An 18880-nucleotide genomic window follows, 5' to 3' on the forward strand; every position below is an offset into this window, starting at 1 on the left:
AGGCCGGTGACCGGCCGCGCGGCACCGGATCCGTGCCCGCGGCCGGTCACTCGGCGAGCCGGCGCGCCAGGGCGGCCCGGGTCTTCACCCCGAGCTTCCTGAACACGCTGGCCAGGTGCGTCTCCACCGTCCTGGGGCTGAGAAACAGGCGCTCGCCGATCTCCCGGTTCGTCATGCCGTACGCGACCAGCTCGGCGATCTCCCGCTCCCGCTCCGACAACGAGCTCCCCGCGCCGGGCCGGTGGGCCAGGCCGGCGGCCATCCGGCGCTGCTCGACGCCCACCTGGGCCGCCAGCCACGGCGCGCCGCACGACAGGAACAGCTCCTTCGCCTGCCCGAGCTGCTGCTTGGCGGCCCGCGAGTCGTCGTCGCGGCGCAGCACGCCCGCCAGCAGCATCCGGCCGAGCGCCTCCCCGATGGGCAGCCCGGCAGCCGCGAACCGGTCCACGGCCTCGCGCGCCGCCTCCTCCGCCTCGGCCTGCCGGCCCTGCGCGAGCGCGAGGACGGCACGGGCCCGCGCCAGGAAACCCGCCTGCACGGGAGGGGCGCCGAGCTCCACGACGCGGGCGGCTCGCTCGTACCACTCCCTGCCCGCCGTCAGATCGCCCCGGGTGACCTCCACCTCCGAGCGCAGCGCGTAACTGCCGACCACGCCCGGGCCGAGACCGGCCGGGTCGGCGGGCACCCGCGACGCCAGCAGCCGCCCGCACGCCTCCGTCTCGCCGACCGAGAACAGCACCTCCGACACCGCCTGGTCCGAGATGGTCCGCCACCAGGCCGAGCGCAGCACCTGCCCCCGCCGCGCCGGCTCGATCAGCGGCATCGCCGCGTCCGGGCCGTTCAGCCACAGCAGCGGGCGCGACTTCGTGACGTGGACGAACGCCAGCATCTCCGCGCTGCCCAGATGGCGCGCGATCTCCTCGGCCTCCTCGGCGTCGCCCAGCGCCCGGTCGACGTCCCCCAGCCGGGCGTGGACGGTGGCGCGGGCGGCGTACAGCAGGGGCACCACGTGGCTGCGCCCGTGGTCACGGGCCACCCGCAGCCCGCGGGCCAGGTGCCGCAGCGCGTCGGCGTTGCGGTCGGCCAGGAACTCACCCCACGCCAGCGCGGCCACGAGCCCGAGATCGTCGCACAGCTCGCGGTCGGTCAGCCCGTTCACCAGCGCGTCCGCCCGGTCGAGATACCGGTACGCCGCCCCGAAGTCGCACCGGTAGAGCGCCGCGACCGCCAGCAGCGTCACGGCCGTGGCCGGCAACCCTCGCCGGGTACGCGGTCCTGCCAGCCCGAGCGCGAGCGAGGCGTTCTCCCGGCCCTCGTCCCAGCGCCCGTCCAGCAGGTCGTTGGCCGCCAGCTCCACCAGCAGCGCGCACCGCCCGCCGGAGTCGCCACCCGGAGCCTGGTCCAGGTGGCCCAGCTCGGCGGTCAGGATCGCCCGGGCCTCCTCGAAGCGGCCCAGCGAGCGCTCCATCATGGACATCAGCTCCACCGCCTGGTCGCGGTGGTCGCCGCCCGCCTGCATGACCTCGCGCAGCAGCGTACGGCTCTCCGCCAGCTGCCCGGACACGCCCAGCGCCGCCGCCAGTGACAGCAGCAGGCCGGCGCGCCGCCCGCCGGGCGCGTCGTCCGGCAGGGCCCGCAGGGCGGCGCGGAACCAGCGCGCCGCCGTCGCCGGGGCGGTCGCGGCCACCGCGTCCGCCCCCTCGGCCAGCAGCGCGGCCCCGGCCGCGTCACCGATCACGATCGCGTGCTCCATGTGCACCGCGCACCGCACGGCCGGCGCGCCGTGCGCGCGCAGGTACTCGGCCGCGCGCCGGTGCGCCGCCATCCGCCACGCGGGCCCCGCCATCCGGTACGCCGCCGCCCGCACCAGCGGATGCCGGAAGCCCAGGGTCCGCGGGCCGGAGGACAGGACGTTCCGGTGTACGAGGTCGTCCAGGGCGGGCACCACCGTGGCCAGGTCCAGCTCCGACACCGCCGCCACCAGCGTCGCGTCCAGCTCGTCGCCCACCACCGCCGCGGCCCGCGCCACCAGCCCCTGCACCTGGTCGAGGCCCGACAGCTCGGCGGCGATCAGCCGGTCCAGGGCGTTCGCCGCGACGGGGCTCGCGGCCTCGGCGGGATCGTCGCCGTCCGGCAGCGCGGCCAGGATCTCCAGGAACAGCGGGTTGCCGCCGCTGCGCTCGTACAGGCGGCGCCGGCGGGGCGCGGACATCTCCTCACCCAGCAGCGCGTCCGCGTCGCCCGCCGACAGCGGGCCGAGGGGCAGCGCCACCACGGAGGCCGCGGCCAGCGAGCGCGTCAGCCCGGCCGGCAGCCCGCCGGTGCGCGCCGCGAGCAGGACGATCACGCGCCGGTCCGGCGGATGCCGGATGAAGTAGTCGAGGGCCTCGATGGAGGCGTCGTCGGCCCACTGCACGTCGTCCAGCAGCACGACCAGGCCGTCCCGCTCCGAGATGCGCTCCACGAGGCGGTGCGACGCCCGGAACAACCGGTGCCGGTTCAGCGCCGCCAGCCCGCGGGCCACTCCCCCGGCGTCCGCGCCGGCCTCGGCGGACAGCAGCGCGCGGATCTGCTCCAGATCGGCGGCCAGCTGGAGGTGGCGATCGCCGTCGGCCAACGCGTCGAACAGGATCCCGAACGGCGCGCTGCGCTCGAACTCGGTGGCCCGCCCCGCCATCGCCGGCAAGCCCCGCTCCCGCGCCAGCTCGGCGACCGCCGTCAGCAGCCGGCTCTTGCCGATCCCCGGGTCCCCTGTCATCAGCACGAACGTCGTCCCGTGCGGCTTATCCAGCAGCCGCACCAGGTGATCGAGCTCGGCGGAACGACCCGTCAACGGGCGCCGGGTCACCAGCACGTCATAACCTCCCCGCCAGGAAGATCGTCGATCCCACCCCCATCTCTATCCCACTCAGCCGTTCCGTCCAAGGATTACGTGGTTTCCCCGATGTTTCCGTTTCCGGAACATGACGGATGCCGCGAGCGTCGCCGCCCGGCGCATCGTGCTCTCATGAGCGACGACGACCTCACCCGATCCTGGAAAGACCCCTACCACCGCGACGCCGGCGTGCCCCATCCGGCGGGCGAGATCATGATCCCCGAGCACGGCGGCACCCAGGAGATGCCGACGCTGGGGACCACGTTCATCATCTGCACCCTGCCCGGCTGCAACCCCACCCTGTTCTTCGGCTGCACCTACTGATCGCATAACCTATAACGCTCACCGCCGGAGCATCCAAGGGGGCATTCATCGACAAGAGTGGCTGACGGTGTAGGTTATAACCGTCAGCCACGAGACAGGACAGCAATGGGCGAATCAGCGGCCGAGCTCTACACGACGAAGGCGGACTACGCCTACCTGCGGGTCAAGGAGCTGATCCTGTCCGGCCAGCTGGCCCCCGGTTCCGTCATCGCGCAGGCGCAGCTGGCCCGCGACATCGGCATCAGCACCACTCCCCTGCGCGAGGCGCTGCGCCGGCTCAAGAGCGAGGGGCTGGTCGAGCTGGACGCCCACCGCGACGCCCGCGTGGCCCCCCTGGCCGCCGAGGAGGCCCGCGACCTGCTGGAGCTGCGCCGCTCTCTCGACCCCCTCGCGGTCGCGCTGGCCGCCGAACGCCGTACCAGGGCCGACATCGCCGCCATGCGCGCCGCCCACGAGGGCCTCGAACCCCTGCCCGGCAACCCCGCCTACGAGCAGCTCGTCGCGCACCGCAGATTCCACGCCGCCCTCTACTCCGCCTCCCACAACGACCTGCTCATCCAGACCCTCGACAGCCTGTGGGACAAGGCCGACCGCTACCGCCGCCTCGCCCTGGAGGTCGAGCGCGGCCAGGCCGCCCGCGACCGCAAGGCCGCCGAGCACGAGGCCCTGCTGGAGTACGTCATCGCGGGCGACGCGGAGTCGGCCGCCGGCGTGATGCGCGAGCACATCGACACCAGCCTCGGCGCCCAGGCCGCCTGGCGGCTGCGCAAGCACCAGAACCCCGTGGGCCAGGACGAGGTAGATGCCTGACGCCTGGCATCGGCACGCGGTCCTGCTCGCCCACTCCACCGGCACCCAGGTGATCACCTTCGTGCTGCGGCCCACCATGTCGTACCGCGCGATCGAGCTCGACGTGCCCACGGCCTGGCTCGGCCTGCTCGGCGCCAGCTTCGCCATCGCGCCGCTGCTGCTGGCCCTGCCCGCCGGCCACGCCGCCGACCGGTACGGCGAGCGCCGCATGGCCGTGGCGGGCGCGCTCCTGCTCACCGCCTCCGCCGTCGCGTTCACCGCGTTCGGCCACACCGTCCCCGGCCTGGTCGCGGCCGGGGTCCTGCTCGGCACCGGCCACCTGGGCAGCGTCATCGCCCAGCAGGCCCTGGTCGCCAACACCACCGAGCACGGCCGCCACGACACCGCCTTCGGCCACTACACCTTCGCCGCGTCCCTCGGCCAGGCCGCCGGCCCGCTCATGATCAGCCTGCTCGGCGGCGACGGCTCCATCCCCGACACCGGCCGCATCTTCGCCTGGTCCTGCGGCCTCGGCGTGCTCCTCCTCGCGCTCTCCGCGCTGCTCCCGCGGAGCGGCGCGGCCGCGCGGACCCGGGCCGAGAGCGGGGACCTGCGCTCGCTGCTGCGCCTGCCCGGCCTCGCGCACGCCCTGGTGACCAGCTGCGTGGTGCTGTCCGCGATCGACATCACGCTGGCGTACCTGCCCGCGCTCGGCACCGAGCACGGCCTGACCGCGAGCGCCGTGGGCCTGCTGCTGACCGTACGCGGCGTCGCGTCCATGGCCTCGCGCTTCTTCCTCGGCCACCTCGCCCGCCTGGTCGGCCGGCGCAGGCTGCTGGTCGGCAGCACCCTCGCGGCGGCGGTCGCCATGCTGCTCACGCCCGTGTCCATGCCGCTGTGGGCGCTGGCCGCGCTGCTGCTGGTCGCGGGGTTCGGGCTGGGGGTGGGACAGCCGCTGACCATGTCGTGGCTGGCCGAGTCCGCCCCCGCCGGGATGCGCGGCCGGGCCATGTCCCTGCGCCTGGTCGGCAACCGTACCGGCCAGCTGATCATCCCCGGCGCGGCCGGGGTCGTGGCCGCCGGGCTCGGGGCCGGCGGCGTGCTCCTCGTCACCGCGCTCAGCCTCGGCTGGGCCGGCGTGGCCGCCCGGCGGCTTCCCGTCGATCCATAGGAAGGTTCCACCATGACCGTTGTCACCGCAGACCTGTACGACGAGCGCGGCGACCAGCTCGACTCCTGCGACCTGCAGCTGCGCCAGTACGGCGGCCGGCGCGCCTTCAGCGGCCCCGTCGTCACCGTCCGGTGCCACGAGGACAACGTCCTGCTCAAGTCCGTCCTGTCCGAGCCCGGCGAGGGCCGGGTCCTGGTGGTGGACGGCGGGGGCTCCCTGCACACCGCCGTCATGGGCGACGTCATCGCCGGCATGGCTGTCGCCAACGGCTGGGCCGGCGTCGTCATCAACGGCGCGGTACGCGACGTCGCCGCCCTGCGCGAGCTGGACCTGGGCGTCAAGGCCCTCGGCTCCAACCCCCGCAAGAGCGCCAAGGTGGGCGGCGGCGAGCGCGACGTCCCCGTCACCTTCGGCGGCGCCACCTTCCGTCCCGGCGCCGAGCTGTTCAGCGACGACGACGGGATCCTCGTCACGCTCCGCTGATCGCTCGGCCGGCGGCCGCGTGAAACGGCGATCGAACGGGCGGAGAGATCTTGCGCCGGCCGGCGGCCATGGCCGAGCCTTTCCCTCATGACCCTGGACGCGGACACGGCGGCCGCCATCGACGAGTGGTTCGCCCGCGAGCACCGCCGCGGGAGACGTTCGTGAGCAAGGTGGCCACGCACCGGTGCGTTCCTCCGGGCGTCCACGGTGGGGACGTCCGGCCGTGGCGGTGCTCCGGCTGCGGCCAGCTGTGGGAGCCGCTCCCCCCGCCGCCACGCCCCGAGCGTGACCCTGAGGCCCCGAACCGCAGATCCGGCATAGCGGCCGGCACCTCGATGGGAGCGCTGTGCCTGGCGGCCATAGCGCTCTCGAAGCTTCTCACCGTCGCGTTGTGCGCGGCCGCCGTACTGGGGCTCTTCTGGTCGTACCGGTGGGAACGCCGCGGGTGAGGCCAGGTCAGGGGCCCTCGACGGGCAGGAGGGGGCCGGTGAGGGGCTCGTCGCGGTCGCAGGTCAGCTCGCCGTCGCGCACCCGCAGCCGGGCGGCCTGGACCGACGAGCGGCGGCCACCGCCCGGGTGGGTGAAGTAGAAGATCACGGCCTCCTCCTCCCCCGTCACCACGACGTCCGCGTGGTGGCCGAACCCGTCGTCGTCCGGGCGCGTGCCCGGCTGGTCGAGGATGAGGCCCCGCGGCTCCCAGACGTCGAGGTCGTCCGAGACCAGCACGCGCTGGCCGTGCCACTCGTCGACGATCATCCAGTGGCGGCCCCCGAGCGTGAACACGTTGGCCCCCTCGTGCACGGAGATCGTCACGGCGGGTCCGCGGACCTGCCAGTGGTGCAGGTCGGAGCTGTCGGCGGCCCAGGTGTGCGAGCCGTCGGCCTCGTCCTTGTACCAGAGCCGGTGGCCGCCGCCGGGCAGCGCGGCCACGCAGGCGTCGATCACGTACGGGGAGGACAGGCCGAGGGTGGACCGGAACGTCCACCGTACGAGGTCGGGGCTGGTGTAGTGGCGGATGTGGCGCTCGTGCCCCGGCCACGCCTCGGGGACGCCGCGGATGACGCTGACGTACATGTGGTACGTCTCGCCGTCGTCGACGATCTCCGGCGCCCAGTACGTGTGCCGCCCCCATTCGGTGTCGAGACCCTCGATCGTCCCCCGGTAGAGCCAGGTCGCGCCGCCGTCCGCCGAGGACGCGACGCCGAGGTCGGTGCCGTGCACCCAGCTCACGTCCCCCCGGTCAGGGGCGCTCGCGCGGCGGCTGGTGTAGACGAGCCACCAGGCGCGCTCGGCCCGGTTCCAGATCAGGGTAGGGTCGGTGGCGCCGTCGTGCATGGGGTCGCGGTAAAGCGGCCGGGAGCTCATCTGGTCCCTTCGACGTGCGGTAGATCGTCCGCAAACGATACCGGCACGCGAAAAGGGCACCCCTGGTCAGGGGCGCCCTTTGGGGGAAGGCCGGCTCAGTTCGCGGGGAGCTTCACCGAGACCGGCCGGACGACCGGGCTGGCGTCCTTCTCGGCCCAGGCGCCGGTGGAGTAGGCGACCGGGAAGTTCTTCTTGCCGACGCCGCCGCCCCACTTGGTCACGACGTAGTCGATCTTGATGTGGCCCGCGCCGGCGACGCCGTCCACGGCCAGGGTGTCGGGGTTGAACGTGCCGCCGGTCAGCTCGGCGAACGTCTTGGCGTCGAGGTCGAGCATCACACCGCTGTTGGAGGGGTTGCCGGGACCGCGGTCACCGACGAAGAACGGGAGCTTCTTGCCCTTGTAGATGACGTAACCCTCGGTCATGAGCGGCCAGCTCGGGCTGGCGGCCAGACCCTTCTGCATGGGCTTGCCGGCGGCGGGCAGACCGGTGTCGCCCGCGCGGCCGGAGGAGTCGTCCCAGAAGTAGGACGCGGTGGTCGAGCCCTGGAGCACGGCCGTCTGGGTGATCGTGCTGCCGGCCTCGGCGTCAGCGTGCGCCGCGGGCGAGCCGACGGCCATGGCGGTCAGCACGGAGGCGGTGAGCATGGCGATAGAGTGCAGGCGAGCAGACATGGGTAGGCGCAGTCCTTTGTGAGGCGACAGGGCAATACGCTCTTCACTCACGTAGCCGGGCATGACGCCGTAAGAGCGGCACGTGGAGCGTGAATCCAACCAGAGGGAGTCCGGTCGAGTGGTGCCTTCCACGTTGGTAAGGCCCAGGTCACTCGCCGGTAACGACTACCAAGCTACCGTCCGAAACGGACAAAGGCAAACATAACCCCATGAAACGGATATAGATCTACGTTCGGGGTAAAGGCTTAAGTCAAAAGCCCCGGCGGGCAGGGGACCGCCGGGGCATACGCCGGGATTACGAGCGGGCGCGCCGGATCACCGCCGCCCCCAGCGGGGCCAGCTCGACCGGACCCGACACCGCCTGCCCGGTGAGCAGGTCGATCCCCTCCCCCTCGAACGGGACGGACGCGCTCAGCTCGCCGCTGTGGTTGAGCAGGAACACGTACTCGTGCTCCTCGTCCCCCCGCACGGCGCACTCCACGTGGGCGGGCGCCTGCGGGAACGGCGACCGGACACCCGCCGCCGCCACGGCCGCGAGCAGTTCGGCGTCGAAGGCGGCCTGCTCCAGGAGGGTCGCGAAGTACACCACGCGCCCCGCGCCGAAGCGGTTCTCCACCACGGCGGCCCGGCCGGCCAGCAGCCCGTCACCGTAGGCGGCCAGGGCCGTGCCGGTCTCCAGGTGCAGGTCGTCGCGCCACCACGTCGAGGTCGCCCGCCGCCCGTCGGCGAACTCCACGGAGAAGACCTCGTGCGGCCGCGCCGGCCAGTACTCGTCCACCTTGGCCCCTATGAGCCGCCGGAACGCGCCCGGGTAGCCGTCGGGCCGCACCCGGTTGCACTCGTCGACCACGCCGGAGAAGAACGACATGACGACCGTCCCGCCGTTCTCGGCGAACTCGGTGATCCGCCGCACGCCCTCGTCACCGATCAGGTACGCGTTCGGCACCACCAGCACCTTGTACCCGTCCAGCGACGACGACGCGGACACGACGTCCACCGGGTGGTTGTTCGACCACAGCGGCGTGTAGTGCCGCATGACCGTGTCCGGGTAGCTGAGGTCCTGGCGCGGCAGTCCCGCGGTCTCTTCCAGCCCCCACCAGCCGTCCCAGTCGAACAGGATCGCGATCTCGGCCCGCGAGGTCGCCCCCGCCACGGGAGCGAGCAGCTTCATCTCCCGTCCCAGGTCCACGATCTCCCTGAACGTGCGCGAGTCCGGCCCGGAGTGCGGCAGCATCGCCGAGTGGAAGCGCTCCTGCCCGCCGCGACTGGCCCGCCACTGGAAGAACATCACCGAGTCCGCCGCCCGCGACACCGCCTGCAGCGAGCCGAGCCGCATCCGGCCGGGCTCCTTGACGATGTTGAGCTGCCACTGGCTGACCGCGCTGGCCGCCTGCTCCATGAGCAGCCACGGCTGACCGCCCTTGAGCGAGCGGAACAGGTCGTACTGGAAGGCCGCCGACACGTGCGAGTCGGCGTCGGCGGGGTTGGGATAGATGTCGAGCGCGACCGCGTCCTCCTCGGGCGCCCACTTCCAGTAGTCGGCGTGCTTGAAGAAGCGCATGAAGTTCGTCAGGACCGGGATGTCGTCGCGGAAGGAGCGGACGATGTCCCGTTCGGCGATGTAGCACTCGAGGAGGGCGTCGGAGGTGAAGCGCTTGAAGTCGAGCCGTCGGGCGGGGTTCATCCAGGTGCGCGGGATGTGCGGCACCTCGACCTGGTCCCAGTCGGTGTAGTGCTGGCTCCAGAAGCGGGTGTACCACGCCTCGTTCAGGGTCTCCAGGTCGCCGTAGCGGCGCTGCAGCCAGCGGCGGAAGTTGACCGAGGCGGCCTCGTTGTACGCCGTGGGCCCGTACTCGTTGGAGATGTGCCACATCGCCAGCGCCGGGTGGAAGGAGTAGCGCTCGGCGAGCTTGGTGGTGATGTTGGCCGCGTACTCACGGTAGATGGGTGAAGACGGGTCGTAGTGCAGCCGGTTGCCGAACCCGAACCGCTCGCCGTCGGCCATCACCGGGAACACCTCGGGGTGCAGGTGGGTCAGCCAGACGGGCGGGGCCGCCGTCGGGGTGGCCAGGTTGACGCTGATGCCGTTCTCGTGGAGGAGGTCCATGATCTCGTCCAGCCAGCCGAACTCGTACTTGCCCGGCTCCGGCTCCAGGGACGCCCACGCGAAGACGCCGAGGGAGACGATGTTGACGCCGGCCTCACGCATGAGCCGGACGTCCTCCCGCCACACGGCTGGGTCCCATTGCTCCGGGTTGTAGTCGCCGCCGTAGGCGAAGCCCCCGATGCGGTTCCTGAAAGCATCCAAGCGAGACATTTCACTGCTCCTGTAGGGATGGGGGGATCCTCGACGCGATCCCGGCGGCCGCGCGCCCGCGCCCGACGGCCCGGTTCATACGCCCCTCGCCATCAGAAAGTTTCTGGCACACTTTCCGAAAGATTACCGTGACATTGCCGAAGGGTTACGGTAGGCTCGGGCCCGCAGCGATGTCAACCGCGCCGATCGGGTAGCAGTCTGCTCCAGGTCAGCGGGCAACCTGTGGGTTTGAGGTTTTTCCGAAAGTTGCAACTCGGAGGTCCTGTGGCTCGAGCAACGCTGGCGGACGTCGCCGCCGCTGCCGGAGTGTCCGTGCCGACGGTCTCCAAGGTCCTGAGCGGGAAGAAGCACGTCTCCACCGCCACCAGAGACAAGGTGCTCGAAGCGGTCAGGGCCTTCGGATACGAGGCCCCGCGCCCGCCGAGCACTCCCCGGGCCGGTCTCGTCGACCTGCTCATAGACGGGCTCGGCTCCCCGTGGGCCCAGGTGCTCATCAGGGGCGCGGAGCAGGCGGCCGCGCGGTGGGGGTTCTCGCTCGTGGTGACCTCGTCCGCGCGGGCCGACTTCGACCTGCGGCGCTGGATCGGGATCGTGCGCAAGCGCAGCACCGACGGCATCGTGCTGGTGCTGTCGCGGGCCAACCAGGAGGAGATCTCGGCCATCGAGGAGCTCCTGCACGTGCCCCTGGTGCTGCTCGACCCGGTGGGCAAGCGCGATCCGCGCGTCTCCGCCGTCGGCGCGACCAACTGGTCGGGCGGCGTCATGGCCACGACCCACCTGCTGGAGCTGGGGCACACCAGGATCGGCTTCATCGGCGGGCCGCTCGACACGCAGTGCACGCTCGACCGGTACGAGGGTTACCTGGCGGCGCACCGTACGTTCGGGATCGACCCCGACCCCGGGCTGACCCGTTACGGCGACTTCCTGATCTCCGGCGGCAGGGAGTTCGGGGCCGAGCTCCTCGACCGCCCCGACCGGCCCACCGCCATCTTCGCCGGCTCCGACATGCAGGCGGCCGGCGTCTACCAGGCGGCCACCGAGCGCGGGATCCGGGTGCCGGGCCAGCTGTCCGTGGTCGGCTTCGACGACTCCACGTGGTGCGAGATGATGTCGCCGCCGCTCACCACGGTCCGCCAGCCGCTCGACGACATGGCCAACGAGGCGGTCCGCCTCATCTCGGAGGAGCTGACTCATCCGAGGGGGCCGGTCGGGACGCGCATAGAGCTCGCCACCAGCCTCGTCGTCCGCTGCAGCACCGCCGCTCCCGCCTCGTGATCATCACCAGGGAGCTGCGCGTGGCCGCGTACGCGATCTGCGTCGACGACGGCCGGATCCTCCTCGCGCGCTGGGTCGGCCCCTCCGGCGAGCGGCACTGGACGCTCCCGGGCGGCGGTATCGAGCACGCCGAGGACCCGGTGGACGCCGCGATCCGCGAGGTGGAGGAGGAGACCGGCTACACGGTGGCGATCGAGACCCTGCTGGGCATGAGCACCCTGCACTGCCGCTACCCCCGGGGCGAGGGCCGCGAGGCGGACTTCCACGGCCTGCGCATCGTCTACGAGGGCCGCATCACCGGCGGCACCCTGCGCCACGAGGTCGGCGGCAGCACGGACCGGGCCGCGTGGGTGCCTCTCGACGAGGTGGCCGGCCTCGAACGGGCCGAGGTGGTGGACATCGGCCTGGAGCTCCACCGCGTACGGCCCGGCAACGGCCGGGTGGACTAACCGGCGAAGGCGAGGGCGCCGCAGAACAAGAGGAACAGCGCCACGCCCAGGCCGCGCTGCCGCCAGGAGGCGCCCGGCGCGGTCACCAGGGCGGCGAACGGGTACGCGAGCACGGTGCTCAGCACGCCGAACAGGCCCACGGGGCTGACGCTGAGCTCCCAGAGCGGCACCAGGAACAGCGGGGCCACGAGCGCGACGGGCCACGCCGGCCGGACGCGCAGGAGGCCGAGCAGCGGCCAGGCCACCACCGGCACCAGCCAGCGCCCCACTTCCCACGCCTCGACGAACGGCGCGATGCACCCGAAGTGCCCGCATCGAGAGGTGTCCGCCAGCACGGCACCGAGCAGCGCCCATCCGAAATGGAGGAACGGCAGGATCGCGCCGACCACCCCGGCGAAGACCACCCGCTCGGGCAGCCGCTGAGCCACGGACGGCATGCCCGGCTTCGATAAGTCCATGCCGACAGCCTCTCATGCGACCGTGCGGACGCCCGTGCGTCACTCAGCGGCGAGCCAGGCCTCCACCTCCGCCCGCAGCCGCGCCTTGACGGGCTCCGGCGCGAACGACGCGTCGATCGAGGCCCGGGCCAGGTCCGCCAGGTCCGCGTCACCGTAGCCGAACACGTCCCGCAGCCGGGCGTACTCGTCGGCCAGGGCCGTCTCCCCGTCGGTGTTGATCGTGACCGCCAGCCCGGCCTCCCTCAGCCGGGGCAGCGGGTGCTCGGGCAGGGAGGGGACGAACCCGAGCAGGACGTTGGAAGTGGGGCAGACCTCCAGCGGGATCCCGCGCTCGCGCACCTCGGCCACCAGCTCGGCGTCGTCCAGCACCCGGATGCCGTGCCCGAGGCGCTCGGCGTGCCCCAGGGAGAGCGCCTCGCGGATGCTGGCGGCCCCGGCGGCCTCGCCCGCGTGGTGCACCAGGCGCAGCCCCGCGTCCCTGGCCACGTCGAGCACCTCCGCGAACGGCGCCAGCGGGTAGCTCTCGTCGCCGGCCAGCCCCATGCCGATCACCCGGTCGTGCCGGCCGGCCAGCTTGAACGTGCGCCACAGCCGCTCCACCGGCCGCCGCCTGGAGTGGTCGAGCAGCACGTTGTACGCGATCCCGTAGCGGGAGGAGCCCTCCTCCAGCCCTTCGAGCACCGCCTCCAGCGGCATCTCCGGGTCACCCACCCGCTCCCCGTGGGAGGCGGCGGTGAAGGTCACCTCGACGTAGCGGGTGCCCTGGGCGGCCTCGTCCTCGCAGAACTCCACCGCGATCCGCCGGAAATGCTCGGGGGTGCGCAGCAGGTCGCGCACCCGCGCCCGCTCGTCGCCGAACTCCCTGAAGCTCGCGAACAGCTCGCTGCGCTCGGGCGTCCCGCCCAGGTCGCGCACCGTCGCGGGCCGGACGGTGCTCTCCAGGTGAACATGCAGGTGGGCCTTGGGCAACGCACGTACGTCTCTCACTCCCCTCACCCTAAAGGAGGGCTCAGAACGTATGCAGCCGGATATTCGCGGCGTACGTTCGGGGAATGACCCTTGTGCTGGTTCACGGCGTCCCTGAGACCGCCGCCGTCTGGGACCCCCTCCGCGCGGCCCTGAGCCGCCAGGACGTGCGGGCGCTCCGGATGCCCGGCTTCGGCTGCCCCCGGCCGGACGGGTTCTCCGCCACGAAGGAGGCGTACGTGGCGTGGCTGGCCGGCGAGCTGGAGGCGATGGCGGGCGACGAGATCGACCTGGTCGGCCACGACTGGGGCGGCGGCCTGGTGGTGCGCCTGGTCAGCACCCGCCCCGACCTCGTCCGCACGTGGGCCACGGACGCCGCCGGGCTCGGCCACCCCGCCTTCGAGTGGCACGACCTGGCCAGGCTCTGGCAGACGCCCGGGGCCGGCGAGGAGTTCTTCGAGCAGTTGCTGGCCACGCCCCTGGAGGAGCGGGCCAAGGGGTTCGAGGGCTTCGGCGTGCCGTTCGAGCACGCCCTGGAGATCGCGGCCGGCGTCGACCAGGTCATGGCCGGCAGCATCCTGGCCCTCTACCGGTCGGCCGTGCGGGTGGGTGAGGAGTGGTCGCCCGCGTTCGCGGACATCCCCGCGCCCGGGCTGGTGATCGTTCCCGAGGGCGACGCGTTCCTGGCGCGGAGCGTGGCGGAGGAGAGCGCGGCGCGGGCGGGAGCCACCGTGGCCGTGCTGCCGGGGCTCGGCCACTGGTGGCTGCTCCAGGATCCGGCGACCGGCGCGGCCAGGCTGGAGGAGTTCTGGGAGTCGGCCCGCTAACCCTTGGTGATGCGGATCTTCGACTGCTTGTGCGGGCCGCGCTCCCAGTCGTCCATGAACGTGGCCCGCAGCCCGTACTCGGCGGCCAGCGCCACCAGCGTCTCGGTGCGGTAGTAGAAGTCCTCCCGCAGCACCTGGTGCTCCTTGCCCTCGGTGCGGTCGAAGGTGAAGTCGAACCAGGCGGCCGGCTTCATCACCCGCCCCACGTGGGCGAAGCACTCCTCGATGACGTGCAGCGGCGAGTGCGAGAACACGCTGTGCGCGTGGACGACGTCGAAGTGCTCGCCGGGCAGGAAGGCGAAGCGCAGGTCGCGGACGGGCGTGAGGTAGGGCAGCTTGTGGTTGAGCCCGTGCCCGACGATCGTGTGCTGGGCCGCCATGAGGATGTCGGGCGAGATGTCGATGCCGTAGTAGTTTCCGGCGTGCAGGTAGTCGATGAACAGCCGCCCGGCGCGCAGGTTGCCGCACCCGATCTCCAGCATCCGGTAGTCCGGCTTGAGCCCGTGCTCCACCAGGTAGTCGAACTGCATGCGCCCCAGCGCCAGCCACCGTCTGTGCGTGTGCGAGCCGACCGCGCCCTCGGGGTCCCGCGCGGTGTCGGACTTCATGACGGCCCGGTAGTAGGCGACGTGATCACGCGTGCGCAGCCGGAACCAGGTGTCGCGGGCCAGCCGCCGCAGGTGGGGGGCGATCCGGTCCGGGTTCTTGACGGCGTAGGCGAGTTGGTGGACGAGGCTCGATCGGGCGCGTTTCACGCCTGGGAATCTAGGACAGCCCGCCTGCCCCCACAGGTCCGTGGCGACAGTCTTGGGTCTTCGTTTGCGCAGCCTTTCAGTCGCGGGTCAGCTCAGGTAGTCGCGCAGCGCCAGGGATCGGGAGGGGTGGCGGAGCTTGGACATCGTCTTGGCCTCGATCTGCCGGATGCGCTCGCGGGTGACGCCGTAGATGCGGCCGATCTCGTCGAGGGTCATCGGCTTGCCGTCGTTGAGGCCGTAGCGCATGCTGATCACGCCCGCCTCGCGCTCGGAGAGCTGGTCGAGCAGCGCGTGCAGCTGCTGCTGGAGCAGCGTGAACGAGACCGCGTCGGCCGGGGAGACCGCCTCGGTGTCCTCGATGAGGTCGCCGAACTCGCTGTCGCCCTCCTCGCCCAGCGGCGTGCTCAGGGAGATCGGCTCGCGGCCGTATCCCTGAACCTCGACGACGCGGTCGACCTCGAGCTCGCACTCCTTGGCCAGCTCCTCGGGGGTGGGCTCGCGACCGAGGTCGGTCTGCAGGCGGCGCTCCGTCCGCGCGACCTTGTTGATCAGCTCGACCATGTGCACGGGGATGCGGATCGTCCGGGCCTGGTCGGCCATGGCCCGGGTGATGGCCTGCTTGATCCACCACGTCGCGTACGTGGAGAACTTGTAGCCCAGCCGGTAGTCGAACTTCTCGATCGTCCGGATCAGGCCCAGGTTGCCCTCCTGGATCAGGTCGAGGAAGAGCATGCCGCGGCCGGTGTAGCGCTTGGCGATGGAGACGACCAGCCGCAGGTTGGCCTCCAGCATGCGGCGCCTGGCGATCTCGCCGTCCCGGGCGATCCACTCCAGATCGGTGCGCAGGTCGGCGGGCATGCACGGCTCGGTCTCGAGCCGCTCCTGCGCGAACAGCCCGGCCTCGATGCGCTTGGCCAGGTCGATCTCCTGCTCTGCGGTGAGCAGCGGCACGCGGCCGATCTCCTTCAGATAAGCCTTGACCGAGTCGGCGCCGACGGCCGCGCCACCGTCGGCGACGTTGTCGTCGAGTTCGAGAACCTCTGCTGCTTCGGACAAAACACACTCCTCGCTCGCTTTGGACGCACGACGCTGAAACGTGGTGACCTATGACGTAGGGGCTGAAACCATCGGCACCTCGGGGTCTGAGGGAACGGCGAAGTCGGGAGACCTGGCAGGCCGCCTCCTTCCAAGCTACCCAACTGTGCCCGCGAGTGGCCCCAGCCGGCCGCCGTCCGGCGGGCGTGTCAGCGCGTCAGGGACTCCACGTACGTGGCGGCCTCCGTCAGCAGGCGGCGCCAGACCTCCTCGTCCGGCGTGCGCAGGGACACCCACTCCCGCATCCGCCGGGCCGCCATGATCATCTCGTCGGCCGCGCCCTCGTCCACCAGCTCGGCCGCCCGCGCGGCGGGGAGCTTGAGCACGACCCGCTGCTCCTTGGAGAAGAACGCGAACACCTTTCCGTTGACCTTGAGGCCCTCGGAGTGGAACATGCGCCCCAGGCTCACCTCTGGACGGACGAGCTGCTCGGTGACCAGGTCGTCGTAGAGCTCCCGGGCGGTTGACATGCGATGCTCCCTTCCTCGCCGTTCCCAAGGTGCCACACGCCACCGACAGTTCCGCCGGCACTTGGCTAGTGCGGCAGGGTCGCTTCCGCGTGGAGCAGCTCGTCGAGGGCCGCACGCAGGTCGGCGGCCAGTTCCCAGGCGTCCGGCACCATCTCTCTGTCGGTGACGATCCCGATGTCGAGGGAGCCGTCGTAGGAGAAGGCGGTGATGTTCACGCCGCCGCTCACGTCCGTGATCACCGACACCGGGTAGTGGGTCAGCAGCCGGGCCCCGCACACGTACAGGGGGAACTGGGGTCCGGGCACGTTCGAGACGCCCACGTTGATCGGCGGCGCGGTCTGGCCGACGAGCGAGAAGGCCGAGCGGGCGGCCAGCCCCATGAGCGCGGCCGGCATCGACTCGCTGAACTCGCGCAGCCAGCGCGCGGGCGCCAGTGAGAAGCGGTCCTTGATCCGCTGCATGGCGTGCCGCACGTGGTGCAGCCGGGCGACGGGGTCCTCGACGTGCACGGCAAGCGGCGCCGTCATGATCGCCACCTGGTTGCCGGGGCCCTCCACCCCGGCCGCGCGCAGCGAGAACGGCACCCCCGCCACCAGCGGCTGGTGCGGGACGCCGCCGTGCGCGGCCAGCCACGTGCGCAGCGCGCCCGCGCACACGGCCATGACCACGTCGTTGACGGTGACCCCGAACGCCTTGCGCACCCGTTTGATCTCCTCCAGCGGCAGCGACACGAACGCGAAGCGCCGGTGTCCCGACACGGGGCCGCTGAACGGCGTCCTCGGCGCGGGCAGCGCCGGCAGCTCGGGCGCCTGCCCGGCCCCGGCCAGCCGCCGGGCGAGCGAGGAGACGACCTGGCTGCCCGGGATCCAGGACACGACGGGGATCTCGTCCAGGTGCGGCATGGCCCGGGCGGCGAAACGCAGGGCGAGCGCGGGGTTGCCGGCCAGCCTCGCCAGCCCGCGCGCCACCATCTCCGGGGCCCCGGGAGGCGGGGCGTCCCGTGAGGGCTCCTCGGCGGGCGGCGGCGCGGGCGTCGGGCTGATGTCCAGGAGCGCGGCCAGGACGTCGGCGCCGCCGACCCCGTCCACGGCCGCGTGGTGGATCTTGGTGTAGAGGCCCATCCGCCCGCCGTACAGCCCGTGGATCAGGTAGATCTCCCACAGCGGCCGGCCGCGGTCCAGCCGGCGGGCGTGCAGCCGCGAGACCTGGTCGGCGAGCTGCCGGTCGTCGCCCGGTGGTGGCAGGCCGATCTCGCGCACGTGGTAGTCGAGGTCGAGATCGTCCTCCTGCATCCAGTACGGGTGGTCCAGCCCGAACGGCACGGGGGCCAGCTTGCGCCGCAGCGCGGGCACGTACGGCAGCCGCCGCTCGAGCAGGGCCTGGAGGTCGGCGCGGTTGAGGTCGCCGTCGAGGATGGCCAGGCCGGCGATGTTGGCGATGTTCGTCGCGGTCTCGAAATGGAGGAACTGCGCGTCCAGGGCGGTCAACTGGGCCATAGGTGACACCTCCGCCCTGAACCAATCAGACTCCGCCGGTCACTTCAAGAGTCGGTCACTTCAAGGGACGGGACCGCGTCGGGCTCGGCGAATGCCAGCAGCCGCAGCCCCTCCTCCTCCAGCACGTCGAGAGAGGTCGAGGTGAACGGGCTGATGAGCAGCGTGGCCTTCTTCGCGGTGCGCTTGATCTGCCACGTCCCGGCCGCGAAGCCGTCCACCAGGTAGACCGCCTTCACCCGGAGGTTCTTGGTGGCGACCCGGCCCTTGAACTCGTCGGCCAGCACCCGGGTGCGGTCCGCGTGGCCCAGGACCAGCGTGTCGAAGTCGGGCAGGAACCGTACGGGGGCGGGCACGTCACCCCCGGGCCGCGGGGCGCCGGGCAGGTCATACAGCTCCCTTCCCGTGAAGTCCGTGAGCCTTTGCAGCTCCATGCCGGACATGACGCGCTTGAGGCCGCCCAGCCCGGACCAGGTCTGCACGTCGGCGGGGGTCGCCGGGCCGAACGCGGCCAGGTAGCGCTCGATCAGCGCCTCCACGCCGGCGGGCTCCAGGGCGATGCCGGGCAGCGCGAACGCGGACTCGCGCGAGAAGCTCCACCGGTCCTCCGTCGGCACCATGATCAACGGGGTGAGCATGCGCACGGCGTATCCGAGCGCCCGGTCGTACCCGCCGGGGAACTCCTCCTGCAGCCTGGGCCGCAGCTCGTTGAAGGTCATCGGCCCCGCGGCCAGCAGCCTGTCGGCAGCGGCCACGACCGCGTCGAAATCGACGTCGTCGAAGCGGCGCGCGGCGGCGGCCAGCACGGGCCGCACCACCGGACGGAACGCGGCGAAGTCCGCCGCGGTCACCAGGTGCAGCGTGGCCCGCCACATGGTGGCCCGCACCAGCGTGCGGGCGTGCAGCGCGGCGTGCAGGTCGTCCCGCGCGAACCCCGCCAGCCGGGACCACACCCCCAGGTACGGCGGCCGCGGCTCCTGCGCCTGCAGGCCGACCAGCCGGTGCACGACGTCGGCCACGTCACCCTCGTGCCGGTCGAGAAGGTGCTGACGGGCCAGAGTGGCCCGGTTGAGGTCTCTGAGGGTGAGCATCTA

General features: G+C 72.2%; 18 protein-coding genes and 1 pseudogene. 8 read left to right on the plus strand and 11 right to left on the minus strand.

All coding sequences use genetic code 11. The features are described from left to right. Window positions 1–46: 46 nt before the first annotated feature. Window positions 47–2854: an AAA family ATPase gene (locus tag AB0J87_RS27120; RefSeq protein ID WP_363969486.1), complete on the minus strand. Its 2808-nt coding sequence runs from the start codon at window positions 2852–2854 to the stop codon at window positions 47–49. Between the two features lie 153 nt (window positions 2855–3007). Between AB0J87_RS27120 and AB0J87_RS27125 the strand changes: the two genes are divergently transcribed. The 5 genes from AB0J87_RS27125 (at window position 3008) to AB0J87_RS27145 (ending at window position 6091) form a co-directional block, all read left to right on the plus strand. Further along, window positions 3008–3199 carry a hypothetical protein gene (locus AB0J87_RS27125; RefSeq protein ID WP_355202541.1) on the plus strand — a complete coding sequence of 64 codons (192 nt, stop codon included), beginning with the start codon at window positions 3008–3010 and terminating at the stop codon, window positions 3197–3199. 105 nt (window positions 3200–3304) lie between these two features. Next, window positions 3305–4009 (plus strand): GntR family transcriptional regulator, encoded by a 705-nt coding sequence (locus AB0J87_RS27130; RefSeq protein ID WP_363969488.1) that lies wholly within the window; start codon window positions 3305–3307, stop codon window positions 4007–4009. Continuing rightward, window positions 4002–5159, plus strand: coding sequence for an MFS transporter (locus AB0J87_RS27135; RefSeq protein ID WP_363969490.1), 1158 nt, complete (start codon window positions 4002–4004; stop codon window positions 5157–5159). The genes AB0J87_RS27130 and AB0J87_RS27135 overlap by 8 nt, the downstream gene beginning before the upstream one ends. A 12-nt stretch (window positions 5160–5171) precedes the next feature. Beyond that, a complete protein-coding gene (gene rraA / locus AB0J87_RS27140) occupies window positions 5172–5642 on the plus strand; it encodes a ribonuclease E activity regulator RraA (RefSeq protein WP_355202547.1) in 471 nt (156 codons plus the stop codon). Window positions 5643–5803: 161 nt separating this feature from the next. After that, window positions 5804–6091 carry a hypothetical protein gene (locus AB0J87_RS27145; RefSeq protein ID WP_363969492.1) on the plus strand — a complete coding sequence of 96 codons (288 nt, stop codon included), beginning with the start codon at window positions 5804–5806 and terminating at the stop codon, window positions 6089–6091. Window positions 6092–6098: 7 nt separating this feature from the next. Here AB0J87_RS27145 and AB0J87_RS27150 read toward each other — a convergent pair whose 3' ends face one another. From AB0J87_RS27150 to AB0J87_RS27160, 3 genes are all read right to left on the minus strand, one after another. After that, entirely contained in the window at window positions 6099–7007 is a 909-nt protein-coding gene (locus AB0J87_RS27150) for a hypothetical protein (RefSeq protein ID WP_363969494.1), read from the minus strand. A 95-nt stretch (window positions 7008–7102) separates the two neighbouring features. Continuing rightward, window positions 7103–7681, minus strand: a complete 579-nt coding sequence (locus AB0J87_RS27155; RefSeq protein WP_363969497.1) for a hypothetical protein — start codon at window positions 7679–7681, stop codon at window positions 7103–7105. Window positions 7682–7976: 295 nt separating this feature from the next. After that, the gene (locus tag AB0J87_RS27160) at window positions 7977–9998 is read right to left on the minus strand and encodes a beta-galactosidase (protein WP_363969499.1); all 2022 of its coding nucleotides are present in this window, start codon (window positions 9996–9998) and stop codon (window positions 7977–7979) included. Window positions 9999–10262: 264 nt separating this feature from the next. On the opposite strand from AB0J87_RS27160, the gene AB0J87_RS27165 reads away from it, so the two are divergent. Further along, a complete protein-coding gene (locus AB0J87_RS27165; protein ID WP_363969501.1) occupies window positions 10263–11273 on the plus strand; it encodes a substrate-binding domain-containing protein in 1011 nt (336 codons plus the stop codon). After that, entirely contained in the window at window positions 11270–11722 is a 453-nt protein-coding gene (locus tag AB0J87_RS27170; RefSeq protein ID WP_363969503.1) for an NUDIX hydrolase, read from the plus strand. The genes AB0J87_RS27165 and AB0J87_RS27170 overlap by 4 nt, the downstream gene beginning before the upstream one ends. Here the strand turns inward: AB0J87_RS27170 and AB0J87_RS27175 are convergent. After that, window positions 11719–12180: a hypothetical protein gene (locus AB0J87_RS27175; RefSeq protein ID WP_363969505.1), complete on the minus strand. Its 462-nt coding sequence runs from the start codon at window positions 12178–12180 to the stop codon at window positions 11719–11721. The genes AB0J87_RS27170 and AB0J87_RS27175 overlap by 4 nt on opposite strands. Window positions 12181–12219: 39 nt before the next feature. Continuing rightward, window positions 12220–13167, minus strand: a complete 948-nt coding sequence (gene add / locus AB0J87_RS27180) for an adenosine deaminase (RefSeq protein ID WP_363969507.1) — start codon at window positions 13165–13167, stop codon at window positions 12220–12222. 65 nt (window positions 13168–13232) lie between these two features. On the opposite strand from add, the gene AB0J87_RS27185 reads away from it, so the two are divergent. After that, window positions 13233–13973 carry an alpha/beta hydrolase gene (locus AB0J87_RS27185; protein ID WP_363969509.1) on the plus strand — a complete coding sequence of 247 codons (741 nt, stop codon included), beginning with the start codon at window positions 13233–13235 and terminating at the stop codon, window positions 13971–13973. Here AB0J87_RS27185 and AB0J87_RS27190 read toward each other — a convergent pair. From AB0J87_RS27190 to AB0J87_RS27210, 5 genes and pseudogenes are all read right to left on the minus strand, one after another. Next, window positions 13970–14728 (minus strand): class I SAM-dependent methyltransferase, encoded by a 759-nt coding sequence (locus AB0J87_RS27190; protein ID WP_363969511.1) that lies wholly within the window; start codon window positions 14726–14728, stop codon window positions 13970–13972. The genes AB0J87_RS27185 and AB0J87_RS27190 overlap by 4 nt on opposite strands. A gap of 87 nt (window positions 14729–14815) precedes the next feature. Then, a pseudogene (locus AB0J87_RS27195) lies at window positions 14816–15796 on the minus strand (RNA polymerase sigma factor); the annotation flags it as partial. Between the two features lie 176 nt (window positions 15797–15972). Then, on the minus strand, window positions 15973–16293 hold the full coding sequence (locus AB0J87_RS27200) for an MmcQ/YjbR family DNA-binding protein (protein ID WP_363969513.1): 321 nt from the start codon (window positions 16291–16293) through the stop codon (window positions 15973–15975). Between the two features lie 65 nt (window positions 16294–16358). Continuing rightward, a complete protein-coding gene (locus AB0J87_RS27205; protein WP_363969515.1) occupies window positions 16359–17789 on the minus strand; it encodes a wax ester/triacylglycerol synthase family O-acyltransferase in 1431 nt (476 codons plus the stop codon). Window positions 17790–17833: 44 nt separating this feature from the next. After that, entirely contained in the window at window positions 17834–18877 is a 1044-nt protein-coding gene (locus AB0J87_RS27210; protein ID WP_363969517.1) for a winged helix DNA-binding domain-containing protein, read from the minus strand. Between the last annotated feature and the right edge of the window lie 3 nt (window positions 18878–18880).

The organism is Nonomuraea sp. NPDC049625 (assembly GCF_040675285.1).
GTDB classification, from domain to species: domain Bacteria; phylum Actinomycetota; class Actinomycetes; order Streptosporangiales; family Streptosporangiaceae; genus Nonomuraea; species Nonomuraea angiospora_A.